This window comes from Leptothrix toolikensis (SeqCode), assembly GCF_057922285.1.
On the sequence record NZ_JBYSVC010000042.1, the window covers coordinates 1 to 22,357 of the forward strand.

The window sequence follows — 22,357 nt, forward strand, 5'->3', positions numbered from 1 at the left end:
TGGCGGGCAATCCGCTTTGGCAGGCCGAGGCGCAGCGGCACGACGCGCGCCATGATCGCCCCGACTTGGCGCGCATTCCCGGCTCGGCCTTGGCGTTGGAGCACACCTTGGGCGAAGGCGCTTCGGGGGTGATCCACCGAGCCATGTGGCAGCGCCGACCGGATCAAGCGCCGCAGCCGGTGGCGGTGAAGCTCTTTCGCGCGGCCATGACCAGCGACGGCTCGCCCGACAGTGAAATGGCCGCGTGTGTGGCGGCTGCGGGGCATCCCGGTTTGATCCCGGTCGAAGGGGTGCTGCAAGGTGCGATCAACGGCCACCGAGAAGAGGGTGCCGGGCTGGTGCTGGCGCTGTTGGACCCGGCCTTTCGGGCTTTGGCGGGCCCGCCGAGCTTGAGTTCGTGTACGCGGGATGTCTACGCCGACGCCTTGCAGCTGTCCACCGCCAGTGTGCTGGGGCTGGCTCGGCGCATCGCGGACGTTGCGGCCCATCTGCACGCCCAAGGGCTGATGCATGGCGACCTCTACGCCCACAACATCTTGTGGGATGGTGCTGCGGGGCACGAGGCGCTGTTGAGCGACTTGGGTGCAGCCACCTTCTACGACCGCACCGCCCCTGATGCTAAAGCGCTGGAGCGGCTTGAAGTGCGCGCCTTTGGCTGCTTGCTGGAAGAGCTGCTTGATCACGCGGCCGTCCCCGCCGATGTGCTGCTCGCCCCGTTGGTCGCCCTGCGCGATGACTGCTTGCAACCCGAGGTGTTGGCGCGGCCCGGCTTTGGCGAGATCGTGGCGTTATGGCACGCTATCTAAACGCTGCTGCACCAGCGTGATGTGGCTGCGTAGGTTGTAGAGCTCGTCGGTGCGCGATAGGGGCACGCGGGTGCGTTCCACCCGTGCCAGCAGCTTGTCGAGGTTGTCTTGCAACTCGGCGTGGGCCACTTGGCCGCCGTCGATGGCTTCTTCGACGCGGTAGAGGTCTTCGTACCAGCGGAAGATCCGCCGGCGCATGCGCCAAGCGTAGAAGGGCGGAATCAGCCGCGAGATCGGGAGCAGCGCGGCGGCCACGGTCACCAGCGTGAGCCACATCCGGTCGATCAGATTGCTGAGCCAAAACGGCAGCCAGTGGCGGCGTGGGGTGTTGTTGCCTTGGCGGAAGTAGCGTTCGGCTTCGTCGGAGAGATGAAACAAGCTGGGTTGGCCGATGGGGAATTCGCCTTCCTTTTGGAACAGCTCGGCCCGTTTATGGATCCGTCGGCTGGTTTCGAGCAGGATGTTTTGCAGGGCCGGGTGCAGATCCTCGCGCACGATCAACGACGAGGTGGACGTCAACAGGGCGATGTCGGTGGCGGGGATCTCGCGGCCCAAGTGAATGATGCCGCTGGGCAGCACGGCGCGCGATAGGTGCGCAATGACATGGGTGTAGGCCTCGGCATCGGCCAGATTGAGCAGGCGAATCTTGGACGGTGTGCTGCTAGCGAGCTTTCTGAACAAGGCCTTGACCACCTTGGAGTCGGTGGAGGCCACGAAGAAACTGGCCCCGATGTGGCCGGTTTCGACCTTGTCGATCATCGACTCCGACATGGCTTGCGACAGTTCGGCCTCCTCTTGGGCTGGGGGCGGGAGTTTGTTGCGCTCCAGCAGCTTGAGCGCCAGCATCCGCCCGCCGCTGCCTTCCAAGCCGATGTTGATCCTGAAGCCGCTCAGCTCATGGATGTGTGTCAGCGCTTCGGTGCCCCGGAGCTGCTTGGCGACATCAGCGTTGTAGATGATCCATAACGCTTGCCGCAGCACCGTGCCCAAGCTGTCGATGTCCTCAGGCATCGGGTTGTTCGGGTTGAGCTGCGAAGGATCAAGCCCGATGCGTGGGTCCAGCCCGCCGTTTTGCGTGAAGGCCACGTCGGCGACCCCCGAGGCCGAGGGTGCTAGACGCAGACGCCGGATGTTGTCGGCGGCACCCAAGGTGGGGATCAGTTGGATGTCGAGGCCGGGGTAGTGCGTTTGGATGTCGGCTTTGTACTGATCGGCCAGCTGGACGTAGGTGCCGTTGGCTTGGCCGGTGGCAAAGCGCAACTGCATGGGCGGTCTGGGGCTGAGCCAGTAATACACCGAGATCAGCAGCACGCCCAGAAAAGCAAGCAAGGGCAAGACGGTCCAGAGCAGGTCTTTGCCTTGCGTGAGAAGGTTGCGCAGGCGCGCGGTCATAGCGGTGCGTTCATCGTGCTGAGCATGAAGGGCCGGTGGCCGCTGGTTTCGGCGCTGTCGATGCGCTGGCCCACCAAGGCGATGTGGCTGCGCAGTTCGTACAAATCATGGGCGCGGGAGAGCGGCACTTGAATGCGCCGGACTTGCTCTTCGATGTCCCCCAAGCGTTGGCGCAGATCGGTCCAAGCGGTTTCGCCGTCGCGACTGCGTTGCACCAGTTCATCTTCGATCTCGCGCAGGGCGGCGTACCACTGGAAGATGCCCGAGCGGATGCGGAAGGTGTAGAGCGTGGGCACGATGCGTGACAGCGGCACCATCAGCGCAAGGATCGTGACCAAGGCCATCCACATGCGCTCGAAGAAGTTGACCAGCCAGAACGGCAGCTTGTGCTCCTTGAGCGCGAAGCCTTGGCGATGAAAACGCTCGGCTGCGGTCGAGAGGGCAAACCAGCCCGGTTTGCCGATCGGGAATTCCCCTTCGTTTTGCACCCAGCTTGCCTCACGATGGATCTCGCGGGCGGCCATCATCAACAGGCTTTGCAGGGCCGGGTGGGCGCTGGCATGCACCACCAGCGAGGCTTGGGTGCCGATCATGTGCGTGTCCTGCGCCGGGATGGAAGTGCTTTGATCCACCGCTCCCATCGGCAGGGTGAAGGCATCAAGGTTGGGCAGCAGCTGGTCATAAGCCATGGCGTGCTTCAAGTCCAGCAGGCCGATGTTGACGTCGTTGAACAAGGGCTTGGCCACCACGTCCGGTACGCCCTCAAACACGATGGCTTCGACTTTTTTGTCGAGCAAGGCCTGCATGGCTTCGATGGGTGGGCGTCGGTTGTCTGGGCTGGGGGGCAGCGCCATGTCGTTGAGCTTGAGCATCTCCAGAAACAGGGCGCGCCCGCCGCTGCCTTCTTTGCCGATATTGATCTGCCAGCCTTGGAGCTGTGTCAGCCGTGTCAGCTCTTGGGGCAGGCCTTTTTGTCGGGCGACATCACGCCGATAGAAGATCCAAAGCGGTTGACGAAACAGCAGTCCCAAGCTCTTTATTTCAGGATGAAGACGCTCGTTTCCCGGCAGATAGCCGACGAAAGCCGCCGTAGCTTGGCGCTCAAGCAGTTGGTGAACGTTATCGACCGAGCCCCCTGACTCCTTGCAGGTCACTTGGATGTCGTGGTGTTTCTCCACGAATGCCTTGTACTTTTGGCAAACCTTCCAATACGTGCTGCCCTCGGGGCCGGTCGAGAAGGTCACCACAGGCGGTGGCGCTGGGTCGATCACGTAGTACGCCAAGGCAAGCAGCACAGCCCCGATCAAGATCAGCGGCAAGCTGTTGATGGCTAAGTCGCGCGCGCCCGCCAAGGCGAGCTGCCAGCGGCTGTGCTGCATGCGTGAGCCTGGGTGATGCGATGTCGGCATGGGAGCTTGTGAGACGCAGCGTTAGCTTGTCCGAAATAGCTTGTGGTACTCAAACGGCCTTATCACTTGGGCGGTGATGGCCGATGCGCCGGGGTGGCTTGGGTTGATCAAGGCGACGCATTCTTCGGGCACGATGACCGAGGGCACCAGCAAGACGGGGGAGCGTTTGGTGGCCAGCCATTCGGCCCCGATCTGCACGCTGGCCCGCCCGGCTGGGATGGCGGACCACGTGGCGGCAAGCTCGTGGTGCTGGATTTTCTCGTGCTGTGCCCAAACCGCCTCGGGCACGTCAATCTCGATCAGGAAACGATTTAGCGGCAACCCAGCGTCATCGATGTGTGCCGCCGTTTCGAGCACGGCCAGGGCGATGCTCAGGGCGCTGTAGATCACGGCCTGTTGGGTCCCGTTCCAGCGCCCAGGAAAGAGGGCCGCCCCACCGCCGCTGAGATCGGTGGCGGCGTACAGGCGTGTTTCGGCGGCGATGCGCCACAACTTCATAGGTAGGCACCGCTTTGGAGGGCTCCCAGCAAGCGGGCCACGATGTCCACCCCTGTGGGGGTATCGAGCAAGTCGGCTGGTTTGCGTCCGCCCAGCGCGGGTTGGGGGCGCTCGATCCATTGCCCCAACCATTTGACGGCGTCAAAGGCTGCGGCACCCTCCGCCGTACTCTCGTTCACGATGTCTTGCGCCAAGCCCAGCAGCTTGACCATGCCAATCGCCGACTGTCCCGCTCGCCCATCGACCACAGCGCCTTGAGCCGTCTTGCGTGCTGCCGTGGCCTTGGGAATGCGCAACATGGCAAAGACGCGGGACGACGGGAGCTCCATGCGGTGCGATAAATCGGTGATGAACAACCCCGCCACCCCTTGGCGTTCGATTTCGACCATCTCCATCGGCGTGGCGTCGTGTACTTGCCGAAGGTAAGCATCCACCCCCAAGGCCCGCGTGTAAGCGGGTGGCCCCATCTTGGCGGTGGAGAGGCGTTTATGGCCGATGTGTCCCATGGTACGGCTCGCTGAGTTGGATCAAATGAGACCATTTTAGTCTCATTTGATGGACTCACAACGCCTTCGTCACCAGCTTGAAGTCGGTGTCTTCGGGGAAGGGGCCGACGTGAAAGCCGAGGCTGCGCATGAGGCGCAGCATGTTGGGGTTGTTGGCCAGGACCAGGCCTTCGATCTGGCTCAGGCCTTTGCTGCGGGCGAATTCGATGATCGACAGCATCAGCCGCGAGCCCAAGCCTTGGCCCTTGACGGCGTCGGAGACGACCAAGGAGAACTCGCAGGTGGTTTGGTCGGGATTGGTGATGAAGCGTGAGACGCCGAGGATCTTTTCGGTGTCGATGAAGCCGTCCTCGCCGTCGGGCTGGCGGTCGCGGTGGATGGCGACCAGGGCCATTTCGCGGTCGTAGTCGATCAGGGTGTAGCGCGCCAGCATGCGGGCGGGCAGTTCTTGAATCGCGCTGGCGAAGCGGAAGTAGCGGCTCTCCGACGACAAGCTGCGCACGAAGGTCTGGAGCATGTCGGCGTCGTCGGGGCGGATGGGGCGGATGGTGTAGAGGTCGCCGCCCTTCATGGGCCATTCGCGCTCATGCACCACCGGGTAGGGCAGGATCGTGAGGTGGCTGTAGTCCTGCGTGCCCGTGGGGGCGTGGTCGATGACGATGCGGGCGTCCACCGCCACCGCACCTTGCTCGTCCACGATGATGGGGTTGATGTCCATCTCGCGCAGTTGCGGCAAGGCGCAGACCATTTCTGAGACACGCAGCAAGATCTGCTCGATGGCTTCAAGGTTGGCGGCAGGGTGGCCACGCCATTCGCCCAAGGTTTCAGCGACGCGGGCACGCTCAATCAAGCGGTGCGCTAGGAACTGATTCAGCGGCGGCAGCTCCATGGCGCGGTCGGCGATCAGCTCGATCATCGTGCCGCCGGCACCGAAGGTGATCACCGGGCCGAAGGGCTCGTCGGTGGTCATGCCGATGTAGATCTCGCGGCCCCGGCGCTTGGCGGCCATGGGCTGGATGGTGACGCCGTTGATGCGCGCTTTGGGCAAGGCGCGGCTCACGGTGTGCACCATGTCGGTGAAGGTGTCGCGCACTTGCACAGCGGTCATGACGTTCAGCGCCACGCCTTGAACGTCGGACTTGTGGCTGATGTCGGGCGAATCGATCTTGAGCGCCACGGGGTAGCCGATCTGGCTGGCGATCAGCATCGCTTCGTTGACGGTGCGCGCCAGCATCGTGCGGGTGACGGGGATGTGGAAGGAGGCTAGCAGGGCTTTCGATTCCATCTCGGTCAGCACCTTGCGGCGCTCAGCCAGCACCGATTCGATCAGCAGCCGGGCCCCTTCGGTATCGGGCTTGGCCATGCTCGACAGCGGTGAGGGCGTTTGCTGCAAGAGCTGCTGGTTTTGATAAAAGCTGGCGATGTTGTTGAAGGCGTCCACCGCCGCTTCTGGGGTGCGAAAGCTCGGGATGGAGCGCTCGTTGAGCGATTCACGCGCCTCACGCACGCGGGTGTCGCCCATCCAGCACGTCAGCAGCGGTTTGCTGACCCGGCTGTGGTTTTCGCCCACCGCTTTGGCGATGGCGGCGGGGTCGGTGTCGGGCTTGGGCGAGTAGATCACCAGCACGCCATCGACTTGGGTGTCGCGCCCGCAAGCGAGCATCGATTCGCGGAACTGTTCGGGCGTGGCGTCTTCACCCAGATCGATGACCGATTCGGCGTTGGCTTGCGGTCCGAGTTTAGGCAGCAGATCGGTTTGGAGCGTGGCGCTGAGGCGAGCGATGTCGATGCCGATTTCATTGGCCCGGTCGGCGGCCAGCACCCCGGGTCCGCCGCCGTTGGTGATCACCGCCAAGCGCTTGCCCACCGGGCGATAGCGCGAAGCCAAGCACTTGGCGGCCGAGAACAACTGGGTGAATTCGCGCACCCGCACCACGCCAGCGCGGCGCAGCACCGCTTCAAACACGTCATCCGAGCCGACGATGGCGGCCGAGTGGGTTAGCGCCACTTTGCTGCCTGCCGGGCGGCGGCCGGCTTTCATCACCACCACCGGCTTGGTGTAGGCCGCAGCGCGCAGCGCGCTCATGAAGCGGCGCGCGTGGTGGATGCCTTCCATGTAGACAAGGATGCTTTGCGTGGCGCCGTCGTTGGCCAAGAAGTCAAGCACCTGCGGCAGATCCACCAAGGTGTTGGGCCCCAGCGAGACCACGGTGGAGAAGGCCACACCGTTGCGGCCCGCCCAGTCGAGGATCGAAGTGGTCAGCGCCCCGGATTGCGATACCAGCGCCAGCGGGCCGGCAGCGCCCAAGGGGCCCAAAGCGCTGGCGTTGAGTTTCAAAAAGGGCCGTTGAAAGCCGAGCGTGTTCGGTCCGAGCAAATGCACCCCGTGCCGTTTGGCGATGGCGTGCAGCTCGTTGCACTGCGCGGTCGGCAGGCCGTTGGACAGCACCACCGCGCCTTTGCAGCGAATGCGCCCGGCGATTTCGAGCGCCTCAGCGATCTGCTCGGGGGGCAGGGCGATCAGGGCCAGATCAGCGCGCGAGTGCGCCAAGTCGGCCAAGGTGCCTTGCAGCTTGATGTCGAGAAAACTCAGGCTGCCCTCGAAAGGCTGGGCGCGCAGCTCGCGGATCAAGGTGCGGGCCAGCGGGGTCTGTTGCTCGGGCAGTTCAAGCGGTCCGGCAAAGACCACCACCGAGGAGGGCGAAAACAGCGGGGTCAGGAAATGATGGTCCATGAGGAACCTTCTACAGCTTGGAATTTGGCCTCCGAGTATCGGCCAAATTTAGGGTAAACCCTGAATCAAGCCGTTTCAAAGCCGTGCCGCAGGCCGGTATTCCGGCACAACCCGGGCCAGTTGAGCCCGGACCTCGGTGTCGCTGGCGCTGGAGCGCTCGCCCGCCCACGCCAGCAATTGGCTGACGTTATCGCTGCGCTGGTCGAGTCGGGCGATGCGTAGGCGCGAAAAACGCGTCGGCAACGTGGCGTCGGTATCCGCCAGCAGCTCTTCATAGAGCTTCTCGCCGGGGCGCAGGCCGCTGAAGGTGATGCCGATCTCGTCCACGCTGTGGCCGCTCATGCGGATCAGGTCGCGCGCCAAGTCCACGATCTTCACCGGCTCGCCCATGTCGAGCACAAAGACTTGGCCGCCTTCGCCAATCGCGGCGGCTTGCACCACCAGCCGGGCGGCTTCGGGGATGGTCATGAAAAAGCGCGTGATGTCGGGGTGGGTCACCGTGACCGGCCCGCCCTTGGCAATTTGTTCCTTGAACTTGGGGATCACGCTGCCGGAGCTGCCCAGCACGTTGCCAAAGCGCACGGCGATAAAGCGGGTGCCCGAGTCCGCCTCGGCGGCCTCCGAGGCCAATTGCGCAATCACCATTTCGGCAGCGCGTTTGGTAGCGCCCATGACGTTGGTCGGATTGACGGCTTTGTCGGTCGAGATCAGCACGAAGCGCTCGACCCCGGCGTTGGCCGCCGCACGGCCGGTGTGCCACGTGCCCAAAGTGTTGTTGCGCAGCGCGGAGAAGGTGTTGTCGTCCTCCATCAGCGGCACGTGTTTGTAGGCGGCGGCATGGAAGACCACCTGCGGTCGCCAGCGCTCAAAGGTGGCGCGCAAGTGCTCGGGGTCGCGCACATCGCCCACCAGCCGCACCAAGGGGATGTGCGGAAAGGCTTCGCTCAGTTCTTGCTCGATGCGGTAGAGGGCGAATTCGCTCAGCTCATAGAGCACCAGCCGCAGCGGCCCGAAGCGTGCCACTTGGCGACACAGCTCAGAGCCGATTGAGCCGCCCGCGCCGGTGATCAACACCACCTTGCCCGAGAGGGTCTCGCTGATGCCGCCTTCGTCGAGCTGCACCGGCTCGCGACCGAGCAAATCGTCGGGTTCGATGTCGCGCACATGGGCCACCGGCTCGCCTTCGCGCAGCTCAGAGGCACTGGGCACCGTGACGATCGGCAGATGGGTGGCGGCGGCCAGATCCAGAGCGCGGCGGCGCTCCATCGGCTTGGCCTGCGGCATGGCCACGATCAGATGGGTGATGCCGTGCAGCCGCGCCCAATGCGCACAGCTATCCAGGGGCCCCAGCACCGGCACGTTGCCGACACGCATGCCGACTTTGTTGGGGTTGTCGTCCAAAAGCCCCACCACCACCCAGCCGTGGTGCTGGATGCCGGCGATCAGCAGCCGTCCGGCGTCGCCCGCGCCCATCACCAGCGCGCGGCGCGTTTCTTGGGCGCTGCCCGAGAGGCTGGCGCGCATGTGCTCATAGAGCATGCGGTAGCCGATACGCACCATCGCCAAGCCCATCAAGCTGATGACGGGGTGCAAGCCCAGCACGGCGCGTGGCACCTGCACCAGTTGCGCCATCAACACCACCACCGCGCCGGTCAGGCCGGCGATGGCGCAGGCAAAGGTGAGGCGCTGGATCTCGCCAAAGCCCGAGAAACGCCACACCCCTTTGGGGATGCGCAGGATCAAGAAGACTTGGGTGTAGAGCAGCACCAGCCCCAGCATCACCCAGTGGTCGTAGCTGGGGCGGGCGCTGTTCCAGCGCTCAAAGCCCATGCGGAAGATGTAGGTGATGTCCCAGCACAGCGCGACGATGCCCGCGTCGATGGCCAAAGCCAGCCACTCGCGGTGGGGGCGGATGCGGGTCAGGAGGGGGTCAAGTCGGTGCCAGAGCATGGGGTTCAGCGGTCAACGGTGATCAACGGGGTGGTCACCTGTGGAGGATCACCTGTGGAGCAGTGCGCCCAAGGTGCGCAGGATCAGGCGGATATCGAGGCCGAGCGATTGCGTCTCGACGTAGCTCAGCGCAAAGCGCAGCTTGGCGGGCAGGATCACCTCGGTGTAGGCCCGCTCGGGGTCGCGGGCTTGGGCCAGCAGGGTGCTTTCATCACGGTACTCGATGGAGGCGATGTCGGTGATGCCGGGGCGCACCGAGAGCACCTTGTCGCGCACCTCGGTGGGGTACAGCGCCACGTAACGCGGCACTTCAGGGCGCGGCCCGACCAAGCTCATGGTGCCTTCGAGCACATCGAAAAGCTGCGCCAGCTCGTCAAGCTTGGTGCGGCGCAGCACCGCGCCGACGCGGGTGATGCGCGTGTCCGCCCCCACCGTGATCAGCGGCCCCCGGTCGGCCGGGTTGTGCGTCATGGTGCGGAACTTGTGGATGCGAAAGGTCTGGCCGAAGCGCCCCACCCGCACCTGGCGGTAAAACACCGGCCCGCGCGAGTCGAGCTTGACCGCCAGCGCGATCAGCAGCAGCAGCGGGGCCAGCAGCAGGGTTCCCAGGCCGGCCAGCGTCAGATCGAAAAGACGTTTAGACATGGGCCAAGGCGGCGCGCACCGCATCCACCACGCGCAGCGCGTCGGCCGCCGTCATGCGGGTGTAGAGCGGCAAGCTCAGCATTTGCTCGTACGCCCGCTGGCTGTGTGGGAAGTCCGCTGCTTGCAGGTCGTAGCGTTCGCGCCAGTAGGGGTGCAAGTGCAGCGGCATGTAGTGGACGCTGCAACCGATGCCGGCGTTGAACAGGGCTTCGATCAGTCGATCCCGACCGATGGGTGCATCCGGGCGCACGCGCACCACGTACAAATGCCAAGCGTGCAGCTCGCCGGGGGCGGGTCGCGGCGGCAAGATCAGCGGCAAGTCTTGGAGCGCTTCGTTGTAGATCTGCGCCAGCTGAGCGCGCTTTTGCTGGAAGGCGTGCGCGCGCTTCAACTGGTGCAGGCCCAAGGCGGCGGCGATGTCGGTCAGGTTGTACTTGAAGCCGGGGGCGACGATTTCGTAGTACCAGCTCGGCACCTTGGCGGTGAAACGATCAAAAGCATCGCGGTTGATGCCGTGCAAGCGCATCACCTTGGCCCGGGCCGCCAAGGCGGCGTCGCGGGTGACGAGCATGCCGCCTTCGCCGGTGGTGATGGTTTTGTTGGCGTAGAAGCTGAAGACCGTGGCGTCGCTGTCGAGCGTGCCGATGAGCTGACCTTGGCTGGTGGTGGGCAGTGCGTGCGCAGCGTCTTCGACGATCTTCAAGCCGTGTTTGCGGGCGATGGCGCGAATAGCGGGCATGTCGGCCGCCAACCCGGCGTAATGCACCGGCATCAAGGCTTTGGTGCGCGGCGTGATGGCGGCTTCGATGGCGGCCGGGTCGATGTTGAGCGTGGCCGGGTCGATATCGACCAGTTTCACGTCGGCACCCATGTAACGCACCACTTCGGCGGTGGCGGTGAAGGTGTGGGTGGTGGTGATGACTTCATCGCCCGGGCCAATGCCCAGCGCTTCGAGGGCCAGATGCAAGCCCGCCGTGGCCGAGTTGACGGCGATGCAGTGCAGGCTCTCGTCGCCCAGGAAGGCGGCGAAGTCTTGTTCAAAGCGCCGGGTTTTGGGGCCAGTGGTGACCCAGCCGGAACGCAGGGTATCGACGACTTCGGCGATTTCTTCCTCGCCCAACTCGGGCAAGGCAAAGGGCATGAAGGGCAGGGCGGGGGTCGGTGCGTTGCTCATGGGCGGTATTGTCGGGGACTAGAGAGCCTTGCCCACCCACACCAGCGCGTGGGTGCGCAGCTGCGGGATGGCGTTGAGAAGGGGGTAGAGGTGCGGCGAAATGCGGCATGCCGTGCGCGCGACGTTCGGGGCCAAGGTGACGCGGCGACTTTCGAGCTGAGCGTCGGGGAAGAGTCGGCGCACATGGCGCATCGGCAAGCCACGCGCCTCGGGCTGGCGACTGTCGCTGACGACGCGGTCATACCAAAGCACGCCCCCGCCCGGCTTTACCCAGCTCCAGAGGGTTTCGGCCAAGCGAATGCGCGCTTCGGTGTCGGGCAGCGAGGAAAAAACGGTGGCCTGGAAAACGATGTCCAAGCTGGCGGGCGGGATGTCGAGAAAGCTGGCGTCCCCACCGTGCAACTTGACGGCCGGTGGCAACACCCGTTGGGCCAACGCCAAGCGTTCAGGGCGCATTTCCACCCCGGCAAGGTGCTGCGCCGCAAAACCCATGCGCATGAATTCGAGCAAATGGATGCCGCTGCCGCAACCCACCTCCAGCAGATGCAGGTGCTTGAGATCGCGCTGAAGCACGTGCCTGAGCAGATGCAAGATAGCGTGATGGCGCTCGCGCAAGGTATGCGACACATCCGGGCCAAGCATCCGGTGCAGCCGGGGATCGGTGTCCCGGGCCGTGCGGGTGCGATCTGGCCGCTGGGGGGGACGTGCCGCTGGGCTCATCAAGGGGCCCGGTGAGTGGTGGTGGTGGTGGTGGGATGCAGCGCGTCCAAGAACCGCTGCGCCAGCACCGGGTAGGTGTGGTTGGCCAACACGAAGGCGCGACCGCGTTCGCTCATGTGTCGGCGCTCCGTCGTGCCCAGCAAGGTGAGCTGGCGCAGGCCTTCGACCACCGCCTTGGCGTTGGTCGGCGGGACGGTGAGGCCACAGCCAGCTTCCTGCACCGGGTCGTTGCCGGCCTCGACCGAGTGCAACACCACGCAGCCGGCCATCATGTAGTCCATCAGCTTGTTGGGCGCGATGCCGAAGCGGTAGATCGGCACGCGCTGCCAGCCGATGTAGGCGATGTCGATGGCGGCCAGGAAGCTTGGGATCTGCGCTTTGGGAATGGGGGCCAGCAAGCTGACGTTATGCAGGCCCTCTTGGGCGATGCGCTCGGCCAGATGGGCACGCTCGTGGCCGTCACCGACCATGACGATGCGCAGCGGCGCAGCTTGATGCAGCAGCTTCTTGGCGGCGTCGAGCAAGGTGTCCAAGGCGTTGGGCCGACCCATCGAGCCGGCGTAGCCGACGACGGTGGCCCCGTCGTGGCGGGCTTGGTCGAGGGCTGCAATCACATCCGGGCGCAAAGGCGGGGGCTCACCTTGCCACTCGTCTTGCGTGATGCCGTTGGGCACGATGTGTAGCTTCTTCAGATCAAGCCCTCGGCTGGCCATGTAGTCGTGGACCTTGGGCAGCATCGAGATCACCACGTCGGCGTCGCGGTAGGCGTCGTCCTCGGCTTTTTGCACCATGCGGATGAAGGGATGGCGCGGCGACATGCCCGAGAGTTCGATGGGCGAGAGCGGCCAGAGGTCATGCACCTCAAAGACCAATTTGGCCCCGGCCTTGCGGGCGATGCGCCGCGCCACCCAGATGTCCATCGGGTAGGTGCTGGAGGCGATCACCACCTGCGGGCGGACTTCCGCGATCAGCCGGTCGGCGGCCACCCAGACTTGGCGGAGAAAAGCCCAGATGTTTTTGATCCGCCCCAAGCCATTGCCTTGGTAAGGTGGGGTGGGGAACCAGTGGTAGTCGATGCCGTCGATGAGCTGGCGCAGCGGTGCGTCGATCAGCTCACCAGGTGCTTGCGGATCTTCGGGTTGGCGCGCCCGCACATGCGAAAAACCGGCCGCCACCATGTGGACGGTGTGCCCAAGGCGGACCCACTCGCGCGCTAGGTAATACGGGCGGTATTCCATGCCCAAGGCTGGCGAGCCGGCGTAGTGGTTGATGTAGAGAATCTGCACGCTGCAAGGCCTTCAAGGCTTCGGTGGGTTGCGGGGCGGTGGTGGGGCCAAGGCGCGCAAGCGCACCATCAGCGTCCGCACGGCCGGGGCAAACAAGCCGTGCTGTTGCACCCAGGTGCGATTGTGCTGGCCGATGCGGTGCGCGCGCGAGCCCAGCTCGGCCAAGACGGCCATGTCGGGCTGACCCCTGTCGGCCAAGATCAGGCCGTTTTCGCCATCCTCGACCAGTTCATGGTTGGCCGGCAGGTCCGACAGGATGGGGATGCAGCTGTGGCCCATGGCCTCCAACACCGAGACCGCGACCGAGTCGCTTTCCGGCAGGCTCAAGTACCACGTGGCGCGGGCGTACCAGCGGTCTTGGTTGACGGCGTCGAGGCGGCCGACGAACAGCACGCGGTGTTGCAAGCCCAAGCCAAAGACCTGATCGTCCATGGCGTTGCGCAGCGAGCCATGGTTGGCCACCACCAGCCGGGCCTCGGGGCAGGCCGCCGAGATGGCCGCAAAGGTGGCGATGATGCGCTCGGGGCGATAGATCGGCTCCATCCCCCGGTTGGTGAAAAAGAGCCAGGGCTCTTTGGCGCGGGCTGGCGGCGGCAAGCGCTCTAAACCGAAGGGAAAGACCGAAACCTCGCCCGCGCCGAGGCTTTTCATCACCTCGGCCATGTGGTGCGAATCGCTCGTGGTGATGCGGCAAGCGCGCAGCACCCGACGGGTCAGCCAGCGGTACAGCGCGCCGCGCTGCGGGGTGACAAGGATGTCGCTGCCCCATGCGGAACCGATCAAGTGAGCGCGCAAGCCCCAGCCCCGTTTGGCCAGCCAAGCCAAGGTGCCGTGCGAAGTCAAGTAGTGGGCGTGGATCCAGTCGGCGTCGATCTCGCGCAGCCAAGCGCCCAGACGCGGCAGACCGCGCAGCACGCCGAAGTTGCCGCCTTTGTGCGCCACGTCAGCTCCCAACGCCAAGCGTCGCCAAGAAGGCACCACGCCGTCAAAGCCCGGCAAAAAGCCCCGGCTGGACGCCACCCACAGCTCGACGTGCGGTGCCAAGGCGCGGGCCCACTTGAGCAGATGGGGGCTCTCACCATCGCCGATCAGGACGTGGCGCAGGTGGACGGGCGCGGGATGCTTCATGGCTGCGGGGTCGCGTGGAGCTCGGTCGCAGGGGCACCGGCCCAGTCGATGTAATGGGTTTCAAGCTCGGGATACTGGCGCAGCAGTTTGGCATCAAGACGGCGGGTATCGCCCACCACTTTGGCCGGTTGTCCGGCCAAGATCGAGAAGTCCGGGTAGCTGCCCTTGACCAAACTGTAGGCCGACACCAAGCAGCCCTTGCCGAGGCGAGTGCCGGGGGACAAGGTGGCGTGCGCGCCGATGAAGCAGTAGTCGCCGATTTCGACGCTGTCGGTGAAGTAGGCTTTTTTCTCAGCGGTGCTCACGTAGGCGCGGCCATAAAGACGGATCGCCGCGTGGCTGGAGTGGCTGAAGATGCCGGTGAAAAAACCGATCTGACAGCCTTCACCGATCTTCAAGCCGTAGGTGGCATCGAGCACGCTGAAGTGACCAATGAAGACATGATCGGCCACCTGAAGGCGTTCTTTGGCAAACACACAGCTGGTGTTGCTGATACGGGTGTGGGGCAGGAATTCACCGTCGCCGCGCACAAAGCCCCAAACCATGCGGGTGCCCCAGAGGCGTGAGAGCAGCATCTTGCAAGGCTGCCAAAGTCGTCGGGACCACGCTGCTTTCATGACGCTGCTTTCGTTGCGGTGCTTGTTGGGGTGACCGGCCAAGTGGCCAAGGCCCAGAAGTAATAGCCGAAGTAGGCCAGCATGGCCAGCGACACCGCCCAACCCGCACCGATCAGCCCGCCCCAGTGCGCACCCAGCGCCAAGGCACCGACAAACACCACTTGTCCGATCAGCGCTAAACGCAGCGCCCACGCTTGGGCGTTCCACGCCATGGTGACTACCGCCAGCGGCGCGGCGACGAAATGCACCCCGATGTAGAGCGCCAAGGCTTGGGCCAGCAGACCGGCTTCGTGCCAAGCGCTGCCGAAGAACCACTCAAACAGCCAAGCGCCCAGCGCCCAGAGCAGTGCGACCAAGGGCAGGGCCAAAGCGGTGAGGATCAGCATCACGCGGCGCACAGCTTGGCGTGCTTCGAGGCTGACCGCACCACCAAGGGGTACCTCACCCGCAGCCGCCAGCTTGGGGTAGAGCGCTTGTGAGACCGCGCCACCAATCAAGGTGGCCGGGGCTTTGAGATAGCGCATCGCCAAGCCCCAAAAGCCTGCGGCCGCCGGCCCCAAGGTGGTGGCGATCAGGGCAAAGGCGAGGGTGTCTTGCAAGGCGCTGGCAAAAGCGTGCGGGGTGTTGAGCAGCGGAAAGTGCCGATGTTGGCGCGCCACATCGCGCCAAGACGGTGCGGCCGTCAGCTCAGCGCTTCCCGCTTGGCCCAGCGGTAGACGCAGCAAGGCGACGGCGGTCAGCGCAGCGGCCACGCCCCCAGCGATCAGCCCATGCACCCCCCAGTGCAGCCAGCCGCCCAGCAACTGTGCCAGCGTGGTGCCGGTGTGCTGCGCCATGCGTCCGGCGGCCAAGGCCTTGAAGCGTTGCTGTCGGGTGGCCCAGAGGGTGGCCAGCGAGAGCAGTCCGGCTGAAGCCACCGCCAAGGGCAGCGCCAGCGGCCACGAGGCGTCGAGCTGCACGGCCCAGATCAGGCCGATGGGCAGGCACAGCGCGGTCACGATCAGCAAGATGCCCAGCGCCAAGCGACGCAGCGCGTGCGCTTCGCCGTCGCTGCGCGCCAAAGGCAGGGCGAATTCATAGCGCCCGCAGCCCACCACCGCCAGATTGGCCGCCACAGCGGCAAAGACGTGAAAGGTGCCGAACTCGCTCGGGCTGTAGAGCCGGGTGAGCAGCGGGCCCAGCATCAAGGGAATGGCTTGCGCGGCCGCGCCCCCAGCCAGCAGGGTCAGGCTGGCACGCAGCAAACCAGCGGTGGCTGGGGATGCAGGAGCAGGAGGGGTCATGCGCGCAGCACGTTCGACAACACGTGAATGACGCGGTCTTGATCGGCTTCGGACAGATCCGGGCTCATGGGCAGGCTCATCACCTGCTGGCCGGCGGCCACGCTGTGCGGGCAGGCGTCCGCTGTGGCGTAGGCCGCATAAGCCGCTTGATGGTGCATGGGCTTGGGGTAATGCACGGCGGTCGGGACGCCTTCGGCTTGCAAGGCCGCTTGGACACGGGCGCGGTCGTTGACGAACACGGTGTACTGGCCCCAAACGCAGTCGCGGTCTGGGCGCACGCCGAGCAAGCGCAGGCGGCCCTCTGCGACCAAGGGGGCGAGCAGCTGCTGATAGCGCGCGCCAAGCTGGCGGCGACGTTCCAGCTCCCACGCAAAGCGCGGCAGCTTGGCCAGCACCACGGCGCATTGCAGCGTGTCCATGCGCCCGCCGACGCCGACGCGGGTGTGGGTGTAGCGCGCGCTTTGGCCGTGGACGCGGATCTCGCGTGCGGCTTGGGCCAAGGCATCGTCATCGGTGAAGATCGCACCGCCGTCGCCGTAGCAGCCCAGCGGTTTGCTGGGGAAGAAACTGGTGCAGCCCACGGTCGAAACACCGCAGCTGCGCCGGCCTTGGTAGCTGGCGCCGAAGCTTTGCGCCGCATCTTCGATCACCGGCAGGCGGTGACGCGCGGCGATGGCGTTGATCTCGGCCATATCGGCCACTTGACCGTAGAGACTCACCGGCATGATCGCCCGGGTTTTGGGCGTGATCGCTGCCTCAACCAAGGTGGGGTCGATGTTGCAGGTGTCGGGCTCGATATCGACAAACACCGGCTTGGCCCCGAGTAACACGATCACCTCGGCGGTGGCCGCAAAGGTGAACGGCGTGGTGATCACTTCATCGCCCGGCTTCAAGTCCAAGGCCATCAGCGCAATCAGCAGTGCTTCGGTGCCGCTGGCCACCGTGATGCAGTGGCGCACACCCACAAAGCTGGCCAGCGCCGTCTCAAGCGCCTTCACCTCCGGCCCCATGATGTATTGGCCGTGATCCAGCACCCGCTGGATACCCGCGTCGATCTCGCTTTTGAGCGCGGCGTATTGAGACTTGAGGTCGATGAATTGCATGGGGTCTTTCAAAAGAGTCAAGCGGGTCCATCCAAGCGTGTCAGCACGTCTCCCACCAGCCGGTAGCGCTCGCCTGTGGCGGGGCAGGAGGCTTCCATGGGTTCGCCACCGAGGCTGCGGGGGGGCAGGCTCAGGCGCTCGCCGTGGCGGCTCATCCAGCCGATGCGCCGAGCCGGTACACCGACCATCAGGGCGTAATCGGGCACGTCGCGTTGCACCACGGCTCCTGCGCCGATGAAGGCAAAAGCGCCCACCGTGGTGCCACAGACCACCGTGCAGTTGGCCCCGAGGGTGGCACCGCGCCGGATCAAGGTGCGGCGGTATTCGGCCTTGCGGGCCACGGCGGCGCGTGGGTTGTAGACGTTGGTGAAGACCATGCTCGGGCCGCAGAAGACATCGTCTTCGATGGTGACAGCGTCATAGACCGAGACGTTGTTTTGGATCTTGACGCCCGAGCCGATCAGCACATCGTTGCCGACGAAGACGTTTTGGCCCAGCGAGCCGTTCGCCCCGATGCGTGCGCCGCCGCAAACGTGGCTGAAGTGCCAAACCTTGGTGCCGTCGCCGAGTTGCGCGCCGTCATCGACGATGGCGCTGTCGTGTTTCCAGTAGCCCATGTCAGAACACCAGCGGCAGGCCGACGCGCACGCCGTCGCGTGCTGAGCGGTAGCCGGCGATCAGCACTTCGAGCGAGCGCAGACCGCTGTAGCCATCGACCTCGGCGTGCGCTTCACCGCGCAGGGTCTGCACCACGTTGTCGTAATAGAGCGGGTGGCCAAAACCGTAGACCGAGGTGGTGGCGTAGCTGGCGGCCTTGATCTCTTCGTCTTCGGGACGCGGCGCATCGAACTCCCAGTGCTGGATCTCGTTGACGGCCACGCCGCCGATGCGCACGGTACCCCGTTCGCCCAAGACGGTGATCGAGCCTTCCAAATTTTTTGGATACGTCAGCATCGTGACGTTGATGCTGGCCAAGCCGCCAGCGCGCAGGCGCAGGCTCATGATGCCGCTGTCTTCGGCTTCGATGTCACGCGCTTGGGTGGCGGTGTAGGCGTGTACGTTGTCCACCGGGCCAACCAGCCAATCGACCATGTCCACATAGTGACTGGCTTGGTTCATGAAAGCACCACCGTCCATGTCCCAGCGCCCGCGCCACGGGGCTTCGTCGTAATAGCTCTGCGGCCGGGTCCAGAACACGTTGACTGTGACCATGTGGATGCGGCCAAAACGCTTTTGATCGATGGCCTTTTTGAGCAACTGCATGGTGGCGTTCAAGCGATTTTGCTTGACGACGAACAGCTTGACGTCGGCGTCGCGGCAGGCGCGCACCATCGCCATGCCTTCGTCCCACTTGGTCGCCATGGGTTTTTCCGAGAGCACATGGCGGCCAGCGGCGGCCACGCGGATGGCTTGCTGCGGGTGCAAGCCGCTCGGGGTGGTCAGCACCACGATGTCCGCGTCGCTTTGGGCCAACAGGGTGTCGAGGTGGGTGAAGGGGCGTGCGCCTGTTTGAGCGGCCGCTGCGTGGGCCCGCTCGGGAAGCGTGTCACACACAGCCACCAGCTCGGCGCGTTCGGCATGGCGCTCAAGAGCACTGAAATGGTTCTTGGCGATGCGCCCGCAACCCACCAGGGCGAAGCGGATCTTGCGGTCGGTGATCGGGTACGGTGCGCTCATGGAAGCCTCGCTGGGGGCAAACCGTTGATTTTATCGGCCCACCCCGCATCGGCAGCCTAAAATTGCAGCAAATCCCATGAGTTGATGATGACCGCTGCACCCGCCCCATCCCAGACTGTTCAGACCGCCTCCCTTGACGACAACCAACTCATCGCCGAGCGGCGTGAGAAGCTGAGCGCCTTGCGAACCCAAGGCATCGCTTTCCCGAACGATTTCAAACCCGCTGACCACGCCGGAGACCTGCATCGCCTGCACGAAGGCAAGGACGCTGCCACCCTCGACGCTGAGCCGATCCAAGCCAGCGTGGCCGGCCGGATGATGCTCAAGCGTGTGATGGGCAAGGCTTGCTTTGCCACGCTGCAAGACGGCACCAGCCAAGGCCTGAACCGCATCCAGCTCTACATCACCCAAGACAACGTGGGCGTTGAGAAACTGGCGGCTTTCAAGCATTGGGATTTGGGCGACATCCTCGGTGCCGAAGGCGTGTTGTTCCGCACCAAGACGGGCGAGCTGTCGATCAAGGTCACCAACTTGCGCCTGCTGACCAAGGCGCTGCGCCCGCTGCCGGACAAGTTCCACGGCATGACCGATCAGGAACAAAAGTACCGTCAGCGCTACGTCGATCTGATCACCGACGAGCACGCCCGTGAGCGTTTCCGGGCCCGCAGCAAGGCGGTGGCCAGCATTCGGCAGCTCATGATTGAGCACCACTTCCTCGAAGTGGAAACGCCGATGCTGCACCCGATTCCTGGCGGCGCGAACGCCAAGCCGTTCATCACGCACCACAACGCGCTTGATCAAGAGATGTACCTGCGCATCGCGCCGGAGCTCTATCTGAAGCGTCTGTTGGTGGGTGGCTTTGAGCGCGTGTTTGAGATCAACCGCAACTTCCGCAACGAAGGCATCAGTGTTCGGCACAACCCCGAATTCACGATGATGGAGTTTTACGCGGCGTACTGGAATCACCACGATCTGATGGACTTCACCGAGCAAGTGCTGCGCCACGCGGCCCGTTCGGCCACCGGCTCAGCGCGCGTGACCTACGCCGGCAAGGAAGTGCATCTGGACGAGCCCTTTGCGCGTTTGTCCGTGCGTGACTCGTTGGTGGTGCATGCTGGTTTGAGCGACGCTGAGGCGGACGATGCCGTCGCCATACACGCCAAGCTCAAGAGCTTGGGCGAGGAGCCGCCCGCGCATTGGCGCTTGGCCGAGCTGCAATTTGGCTTGTTTGAAGCGGTGGTGGAAGAAAAGCTCTGGCAGCCGACGTTCATCATTGACTATCCGGTCGAAGTCAGTCCGCTGGCCCGGGCCTCGGACACCAACCCCTCGATCACTGAACGCTTCGAGCTCTTCATCACCGGGCGTGAATACGCCAATGGCTTCAGCGAACTGAACGACGCCGAAGACCAAGCTGCGCGTTTCCAAGCCCAAGTGGCCAACAAGGATGCGGGTGACGAAGAAGCGATGTTCTTTGACGCTGATTTCATCCGTGCGCTCGAATACGGTATGCCCCCTGCGGGTGGCTGCGGTATCGGCATCGACCGCCTGATGATGCTCATCACCGACTCACCCAGCATCCGCGACGTGATTCTGTTCCCGGCCCTGCGCCGCGAAGCCTGACCTGCTTGGATGCGAGACCGCTTGTGAAATCACTCACCCTTTCCGTTTCTGTCGCTGTGCCGCCCGCCGTGGTGGCAGGTTTTGTGCGCGATCCGCTCAACTTGCCGATCTGGGCCCCGGCGTTTTGCCGCTCGGTGTCGTTCGTCCGGGGTGAATGGGTGGTGCAGTCACCCGCTGGGGCGGTGACGCTGGCTTTTGTGCCCGACAACCCTTACGGCGTGCTCGATCACACCGTGCGCCTGCCCGGTGGTCAAGAAGTCTGCAACCCGATGCGGGTGCTGCCGCAAGGCGCGGGCAGCGAGATCTTGTTCACCCTCTTCCGCCAAGAGGGGCAGCCGGATGACGAGCTTGAGCAAGACGCCGAACGGCTTTACAGCGATCTCCAGACTTTGCGTCAGGTGCTGGAGCTTTTGGTGGCCAATGACCTGTCGAATTGGCAGTTGCTGAGCACTGAGCTTCAGCCTGAGGACGATGCCGCCGAAGGCGACGCGCCGCTGCGCAAGACCGAGTTGCACCGTGTCTTCACCTTTGCCTCGTTCGGCGACGCCATGGCCTTTATGCAAGGTGCCGTGCCCAAGATCGCAGCCCTTGACCATCACCCGCGTTGGGAAAACCGTTGGTGCGAGGTGGCGGTTTGGCTCAGTACGTGGTCGGATGGCTGGAAGCCGACTCAGGCCGACATTGATCTGGCCCGTTACTTGGATGCCTTGCGTGCGGGTTTCCCCTCGGTTGCGGATGCGGGCTGAAATTTTTTCAAAGATATGTCATCCAAGCCTTGACATGCCCCGTTGTGTAGAGGCCTCCCGGGATGCGGGGGGTTTCTTCAAACTGAAAGGTATTCACATGAACAAGCTCCTGGCCGCCCTGATCGCTGCTTCTTTCTCCTTCGGCGCTTTCGCCTCTGACGCTCCTAAGGCTGTCGAAAAGAAGGCTGAAGCCGCCAAGCCGGCCGCTTCTGCTGCTTCCGCCAAGGTTGAAGCCAAGGTCGAAGCCAAGGCTGAAAAGAAGGCCGCTCACTAATCACGCGCACCGTCAAGGTGCAGTGATGGGGCCTCTGCGGTGGCTCCCTTCAACGCCCGGTTCAAGCCGGGCGTTTCTGTTTTTGCCGGATCTTCACTCGGTCATTGCGCATGCTTCAGTACGAAACCATCCCCGTTACCGCCTTTGCCCAAAACTGCTCCTTGGTGTGGTGTCCGGTCAGCCGTTCTGCGGCCGTGATTGATCCGGGGGGCGATCTGGATCGCATCAAGTCAGCCGTGAAGCGGCTCGGCGTGCGGCTGGAGCAGATTTGGCTCACGCATGCTCACATCGACCATGCGGGTGGCACAGGCACCTTAGCGCGTGAACTGGGCCTGCCGATCATCGGCCCGCACGAAGGTGATCTGTATTGGATCGACGGCCTACCGCAGCAAAGCCGCATGTTCGGCTTCCCCGCTGCCGAGGCTTTCATGCCGACGCGCTGGTTGAACGATGGCGATGTGCTGGACTTGGGCCAAGAGCAAGTGACGGTCCGCCATTGCCCTGGCCACACGCCCGGTCACGTGGTGTTTTACAGCGCTAGCGCGCAGCGCTGCTTTGTGGGTGATGTGCTCTTTGCCGGCAGCATCGGTCGCACCGATTTCCCCGGTGGCGATCACGCGACCTTGATCAACAGCATCACCCAACGCCTCTGGCCGATGGGCAACGCCACCATCTTCATCCCCGGCCACGGCCCGGAAAGCAGCTTCGGTCAAGAACGGGTCGATAACCCATACGTGGCTGGAACCTGAGACGCTCAAAGAAAAAGCCCTAGAGCGTTGATTCTCTAGG

Annotated in this window: 21 protein-coding genes; 5 read left to right on the forward strand and 16 right to left on the reverse strand. The window is 64.2% G+C overall.

Annotated features, from left to right (window positions below; translation table 11 throughout):
• A partial coding sequence (locus AC3VI7_RS07815) for a protein kinase (protein ID WP_489671452.1) occupies positions 1-806 on the forward strand: 806 nt, incomplete at its 5' end.
• Here the strand turns inward: AC3VI7_RS07815 and AC3VI7_RS07820 are convergent.
• The 16 genes from AC3VI7_RS07820 to AC3VI7_RS07895 form a co-directional block, all read right to left on the reverse strand.
• Positions 789-2,198: a TAXI family TRAP transporter solute-binding subunit gene (locus AC3VI7_RS07820; protein WP_489669469.1), complete on the reverse strand. Its 1,410-nt coding sequence runs from the start codon at positions 2,196-2,198 to the stop codon at positions 789-791. The two genes, AC3VI7_RS07815 and AC3VI7_RS07820, sit on opposite strands and share 18 nt — an antisense overlap.
• The gene (locus tag AC3VI7_RS07825) at positions 2,195-3,607 is read right to left on the reverse strand and encodes a TAXI family TRAP transporter solute-binding subunit (RefSeq protein ID WP_489669470.1); all 1,413 of its coding nucleotides are present in this window, start codon (positions 3,605-3,607) and stop codon (positions 2,195-2,197) included. Before AC3VI7_RS07825 ends, AC3VI7_RS07820 begins: the two co-directional genes overlap by 4 nt.
• 21 nt (positions 3,608-3,628) lie before the next feature.
• Positions 3,629-4,105 carry an RES family NAD+ phosphorylase gene (locus tag AC3VI7_RS07830; RefSeq protein WP_489669471.1) on the reverse strand — a complete coding sequence of 159 codons (477 nt, stop codon included), beginning with the start codon at positions 4,103-4,105 and terminating at the stop codon, positions 3,629-3,631.
• Positions 4,102-4,611 (reverse strand): Xre family toxin-antitoxin system antitoxin, encoded by a 510-nt coding sequence (locus AC3VI7_RS07835; RefSeq protein WP_489669472.1) that lies wholly within the window; start codon positions 4,609-4,611, stop codon positions 4,102-4,104. Before AC3VI7_RS07835 ends, AC3VI7_RS07830 begins: the two co-directional genes overlap by 4 nt.
• Positions 4,612-4,666: 55 nt before the next feature.
• Positions 4,667-7,345: a bifunctional acetate--CoA ligase family protein/GNAT family N-acetyltransferase gene (locus AC3VI7_RS07840; protein WP_489669473.1), complete on the reverse strand. Its 2,679-nt coding sequence runs from the start codon at positions 7,343-7,345 to the stop codon at positions 4,667-4,669.
• 75 nt (positions 7,346-7,420) lie between these two features.
• Positions 7,421-9,295 (reverse strand): polysaccharide biosynthesis protein, encoded by a 1,875-nt coding sequence (locus tag AC3VI7_RS07845; RefSeq protein ID WP_489669474.1) that lies wholly within the window; start codon positions 9,293-9,295, stop codon positions 7,421-7,423.
• A 48-nt stretch (positions 9,296-9,343) separates the two neighbouring features.
• Positions 9,344-9,940 (reverse strand): sugar transferase, encoded by a 597-nt coding sequence (locus AC3VI7_RS07850; RefSeq protein WP_489669475.1) that lies wholly within the window; start codon positions 9,938-9,940, stop codon positions 9,344-9,346.
• On the reverse strand, positions 9,933-11,114 hold the full coding sequence (locus tag AC3VI7_RS07855; protein ID WP_489669476.1) for a DegT/DnrJ/EryC1/StrS family aminotransferase: 1,182 nt from the start codon (positions 11,112-11,114) through the stop codon (positions 9,933-9,935). Before AC3VI7_RS07855 ends, AC3VI7_RS07850 begins: the two co-directional genes overlap by 8 nt.
• A gap of 18 nt (positions 11,115-11,132) precedes the next feature.
• Positions 11,133-11,834: a class I SAM-dependent methyltransferase gene (locus AC3VI7_RS07860; RefSeq protein WP_489669477.1), complete on the reverse strand. Its 702-nt coding sequence runs from the start codon at positions 11,832-11,834 to the stop codon at positions 11,133-11,135.
• Positions 11,834-13,120, reverse strand: a complete 1,287-nt coding sequence (locus tag AC3VI7_RS07865; RefSeq protein ID WP_489669478.1) for a glycosyltransferase family 4 protein — start codon at positions 13,118-13,120, stop codon at positions 11,834-11,836. Before AC3VI7_RS07865 ends, AC3VI7_RS07860 begins: the two co-directional genes overlap by 1 nt.
• Before the next feature lie 12 nt (positions 13,121-13,132).
• Positions 13,133-14,248: a glycosyltransferase gene (locus AC3VI7_RS07870; protein ID WP_489669479.1), complete on the reverse strand. Its 1,116-nt coding sequence runs from the start codon at positions 14,246-14,248 to the stop codon at positions 13,133-13,135.
• Positions 14,245-14,823: an acyltransferase gene (locus tag AC3VI7_RS07875; RefSeq protein ID WP_489669480.1), complete on the reverse strand. Its 579-nt coding sequence runs from the start codon at positions 14,821-14,823 to the stop codon at positions 14,245-14,247. The genes AC3VI7_RS07870 and AC3VI7_RS07875 overlap by 4 nt, the downstream gene beginning before the upstream one ends.
• A 38-nt stretch (positions 14,824-14,861) precedes the next feature.
• A complete protein-coding gene (locus AC3VI7_RS07880) occupies positions 14,862-16,148 on the reverse strand; it encodes a lipopolysaccharide biosynthesis protein (RefSeq protein WP_489669481.1) in 1,287 nt (428 codons plus the stop codon).
• A complete protein-coding gene (locus tag AC3VI7_RS07885) occupies positions 16,145-17,251 on the reverse strand; it encodes a DegT/DnrJ/EryC1/StrS family aminotransferase (RefSeq protein WP_489669482.1) in 1,107 nt (368 codons plus the stop codon). Before AC3VI7_RS07885 ends, AC3VI7_RS07880 begins: the two co-directional genes overlap by 4 nt.
• A 17-nt stretch (positions 17,252-17,268) precedes the next feature.
• Positions 17,269-17,868, reverse strand: coding sequence for an acyltransferase (locus AC3VI7_RS07890; RefSeq protein ID WP_489669483.1), 600 nt, complete (start codon positions 17,866-17,868; stop codon positions 17,269-17,271).
• 1 nt (position 17,869) lies between these two features.
• Positions 17,870-18,928, reverse strand: a complete 1,059-nt coding sequence (locus AC3VI7_RS07895; protein ID WP_489669484.1) for a Gfo/Idh/MocA family protein — start codon at positions 18,926-18,928, stop codon at positions 17,870-17,872.
• Between the two features lie 87 nt (positions 18,929-19,015).
• Between AC3VI7_RS07895 and lysS the strand changes: the two genes are divergently transcribed.
• From lysS to AC3VI7_RS07915, 4 genes are all read left to right on the forward strand, one after another.
• The gene (gene lysS / locus AC3VI7_RS07900; RefSeq protein WP_489669485.1) at positions 19,016-20,548 is read left to right on the forward strand and encodes a lysine--tRNA ligase; all 1,533 of its coding nucleotides are present in this window, start codon (positions 19,016-19,018) and stop codon (positions 20,546-20,548) included.
• 23 nt (positions 20,549-20,571) lie between these two features.
• Positions 20,572-21,294 carry a 4a-hydroxytetrahydrobiopterin dehydratase gene (locus tag AC3VI7_RS07905; protein WP_489669486.1) on the forward strand — a complete coding sequence of 241 codons (723 nt, stop codon included), beginning with the start codon at positions 20,572-20,574 and terminating at the stop codon, positions 21,292-21,294.
• 97 nt (positions 21,295-21,391) lie between these two features.
• A complete protein-coding gene (locus tag AC3VI7_RS07910; protein WP_489669487.1) occupies positions 21,392-21,568 on the forward strand; it encodes a hypothetical protein in 177 nt (58 codons plus the stop codon).
• A gap of 110 nt (positions 21,569-21,678) precedes the next feature.
• The gene (locus AC3VI7_RS07915) at positions 21,679-22,317 is read left to right on the forward strand and encodes an MBL fold metallo-hydrolase (RefSeq protein WP_489669488.1); all 639 of its coding nucleotides are present in this window, start codon (positions 21,679-21,681) and stop codon (positions 22,315-22,317) included.
• The last annotated feature ends 40 nt before the right edge of the window (positions 22,318-22,357 follow it).

Bases quoted from the DNA above. Each gene is read 5' to 3' on its own strand.
- AC3VI7_RS07855 (WP_489669476.1), bottom strand. From the start codon at position 11,114: ATGAGCAACGCACCGACCCCCGCCCTGCCCTTCATGCCCTTTGCCTTG.
- AC3VI7_RS07895 (WP_489669484.1), bottom strand. From the start codon at position 18,928: ATGAGCGCACCGTACCCGATCACCGACCGCAAGATCCGCTTCGCCCTG.
- AC3VI7_RS07860 (WP_489669477.1), bottom strand. From the start codon at position 11,834: ATGAGCCCAGCGGCACGTCCCCCCCAGCGGCCAGATCGCACCCGCACG.
- AC3VI7_RS07870 (WP_489669479.1), bottom strand. From the start codon at position 14,248: ATGAAGCATCCCGCGCCCGTCCACCTGCGCCACGTCCTGATCGGCGAT.
- AC3VI7_RS07885 (WP_489669482.1), bottom strand. From the start codon at position 17,251: ATGCAATTCATCGACCTCAAGTCTCAATACGCCGCGCTCAAAAGCGAG.
- lysS (WP_489669485.1), top strand. From the start codon at position 19,016: ATGACCGCTGCACCCGCCCCATCCCAGACTGTTCAGACCGCCTCCCTT.
- AC3VI7_RS07850 (WP_489669475.1), bottom strand. From the start codon at position 9,940: ATGTCTAAACGTCTTTTCGATCTGACGCTGGCCGGCCTGGGAACCCTG.
- AC3VI7_RS07915 (WP_489669488.1), top strand. From the start codon at position 21,679: ATGCTTCAGTACGAAACCATCCCCGTTACCGCCTTTGCCCAAAACTGC.
- AC3VI7_RS07840 (WP_489669473.1), bottom strand. From the start codon at position 7,345: ATGGACCATCATTTCCTGACCCCGCTGTTTTCGCCCTCCTCGGTGGTG.
- AC3VI7_RS07825 (WP_489669470.1), bottom strand. From the start codon at position 3,607: ATGCCGACATCGCATCACCCAGGCTCACGCATGCAGCACAGCCGCTGG.
- AC3VI7_RS07910 (WP_489669487.1), top strand. From the start codon at position 21,392: ATGAACAAGCTCCTGGCCGCCCTGATCGCTGCTTCTTTCTCCTTCGGC.
- AC3VI7_RS07890 (WP_489669483.1), bottom strand. From the start codon at position 17,868: ATGGGCTACTGGAAACACGACAGCGCCATCGTCGATGACGGCGCGCAA.
- AC3VI7_RS07875 (WP_489669480.1), bottom strand. From the start codon at position 14,823: ATGCTGCTCTCACGCCTCTGGGGCACCCGCATGGTTTGGGGCTTTGTG.
- AC3VI7_RS07820 (WP_489669469.1), bottom strand. From the start codon at position 2,198: ATGACCGCGCGCCTGCGCAACCTTCTCACGCAAGGCAAAGACCTGCTC.
- AC3VI7_RS07845 (WP_489669474.1), bottom strand. From the start codon at position 9,295: ATGCTCTGGCACCGACTTGACCCCCTCCTGACCCGCATCCGCCCCCAC.
- AC3VI7_RS07880 (WP_489669481.1), bottom strand. From the start codon at position 16,148: ATGACCCCTCCTGCTCCTGCATCCCCAGCCACCGCTGGTTTGCTGCGT.
- AC3VI7_RS07835 (WP_489669472.1), bottom strand. From the start codon at position 4,611: ATGGGACACATCGGCCATAAACGCCTCTCCACCGCCAAGATGGGGCCA.
- AC3VI7_RS07830 (WP_489669471.1), bottom strand. From the start codon at position 4,105: ATGAAGTTGTGGCGCATCGCCGCCGAAACACGCCTGTACGCCGCCACC.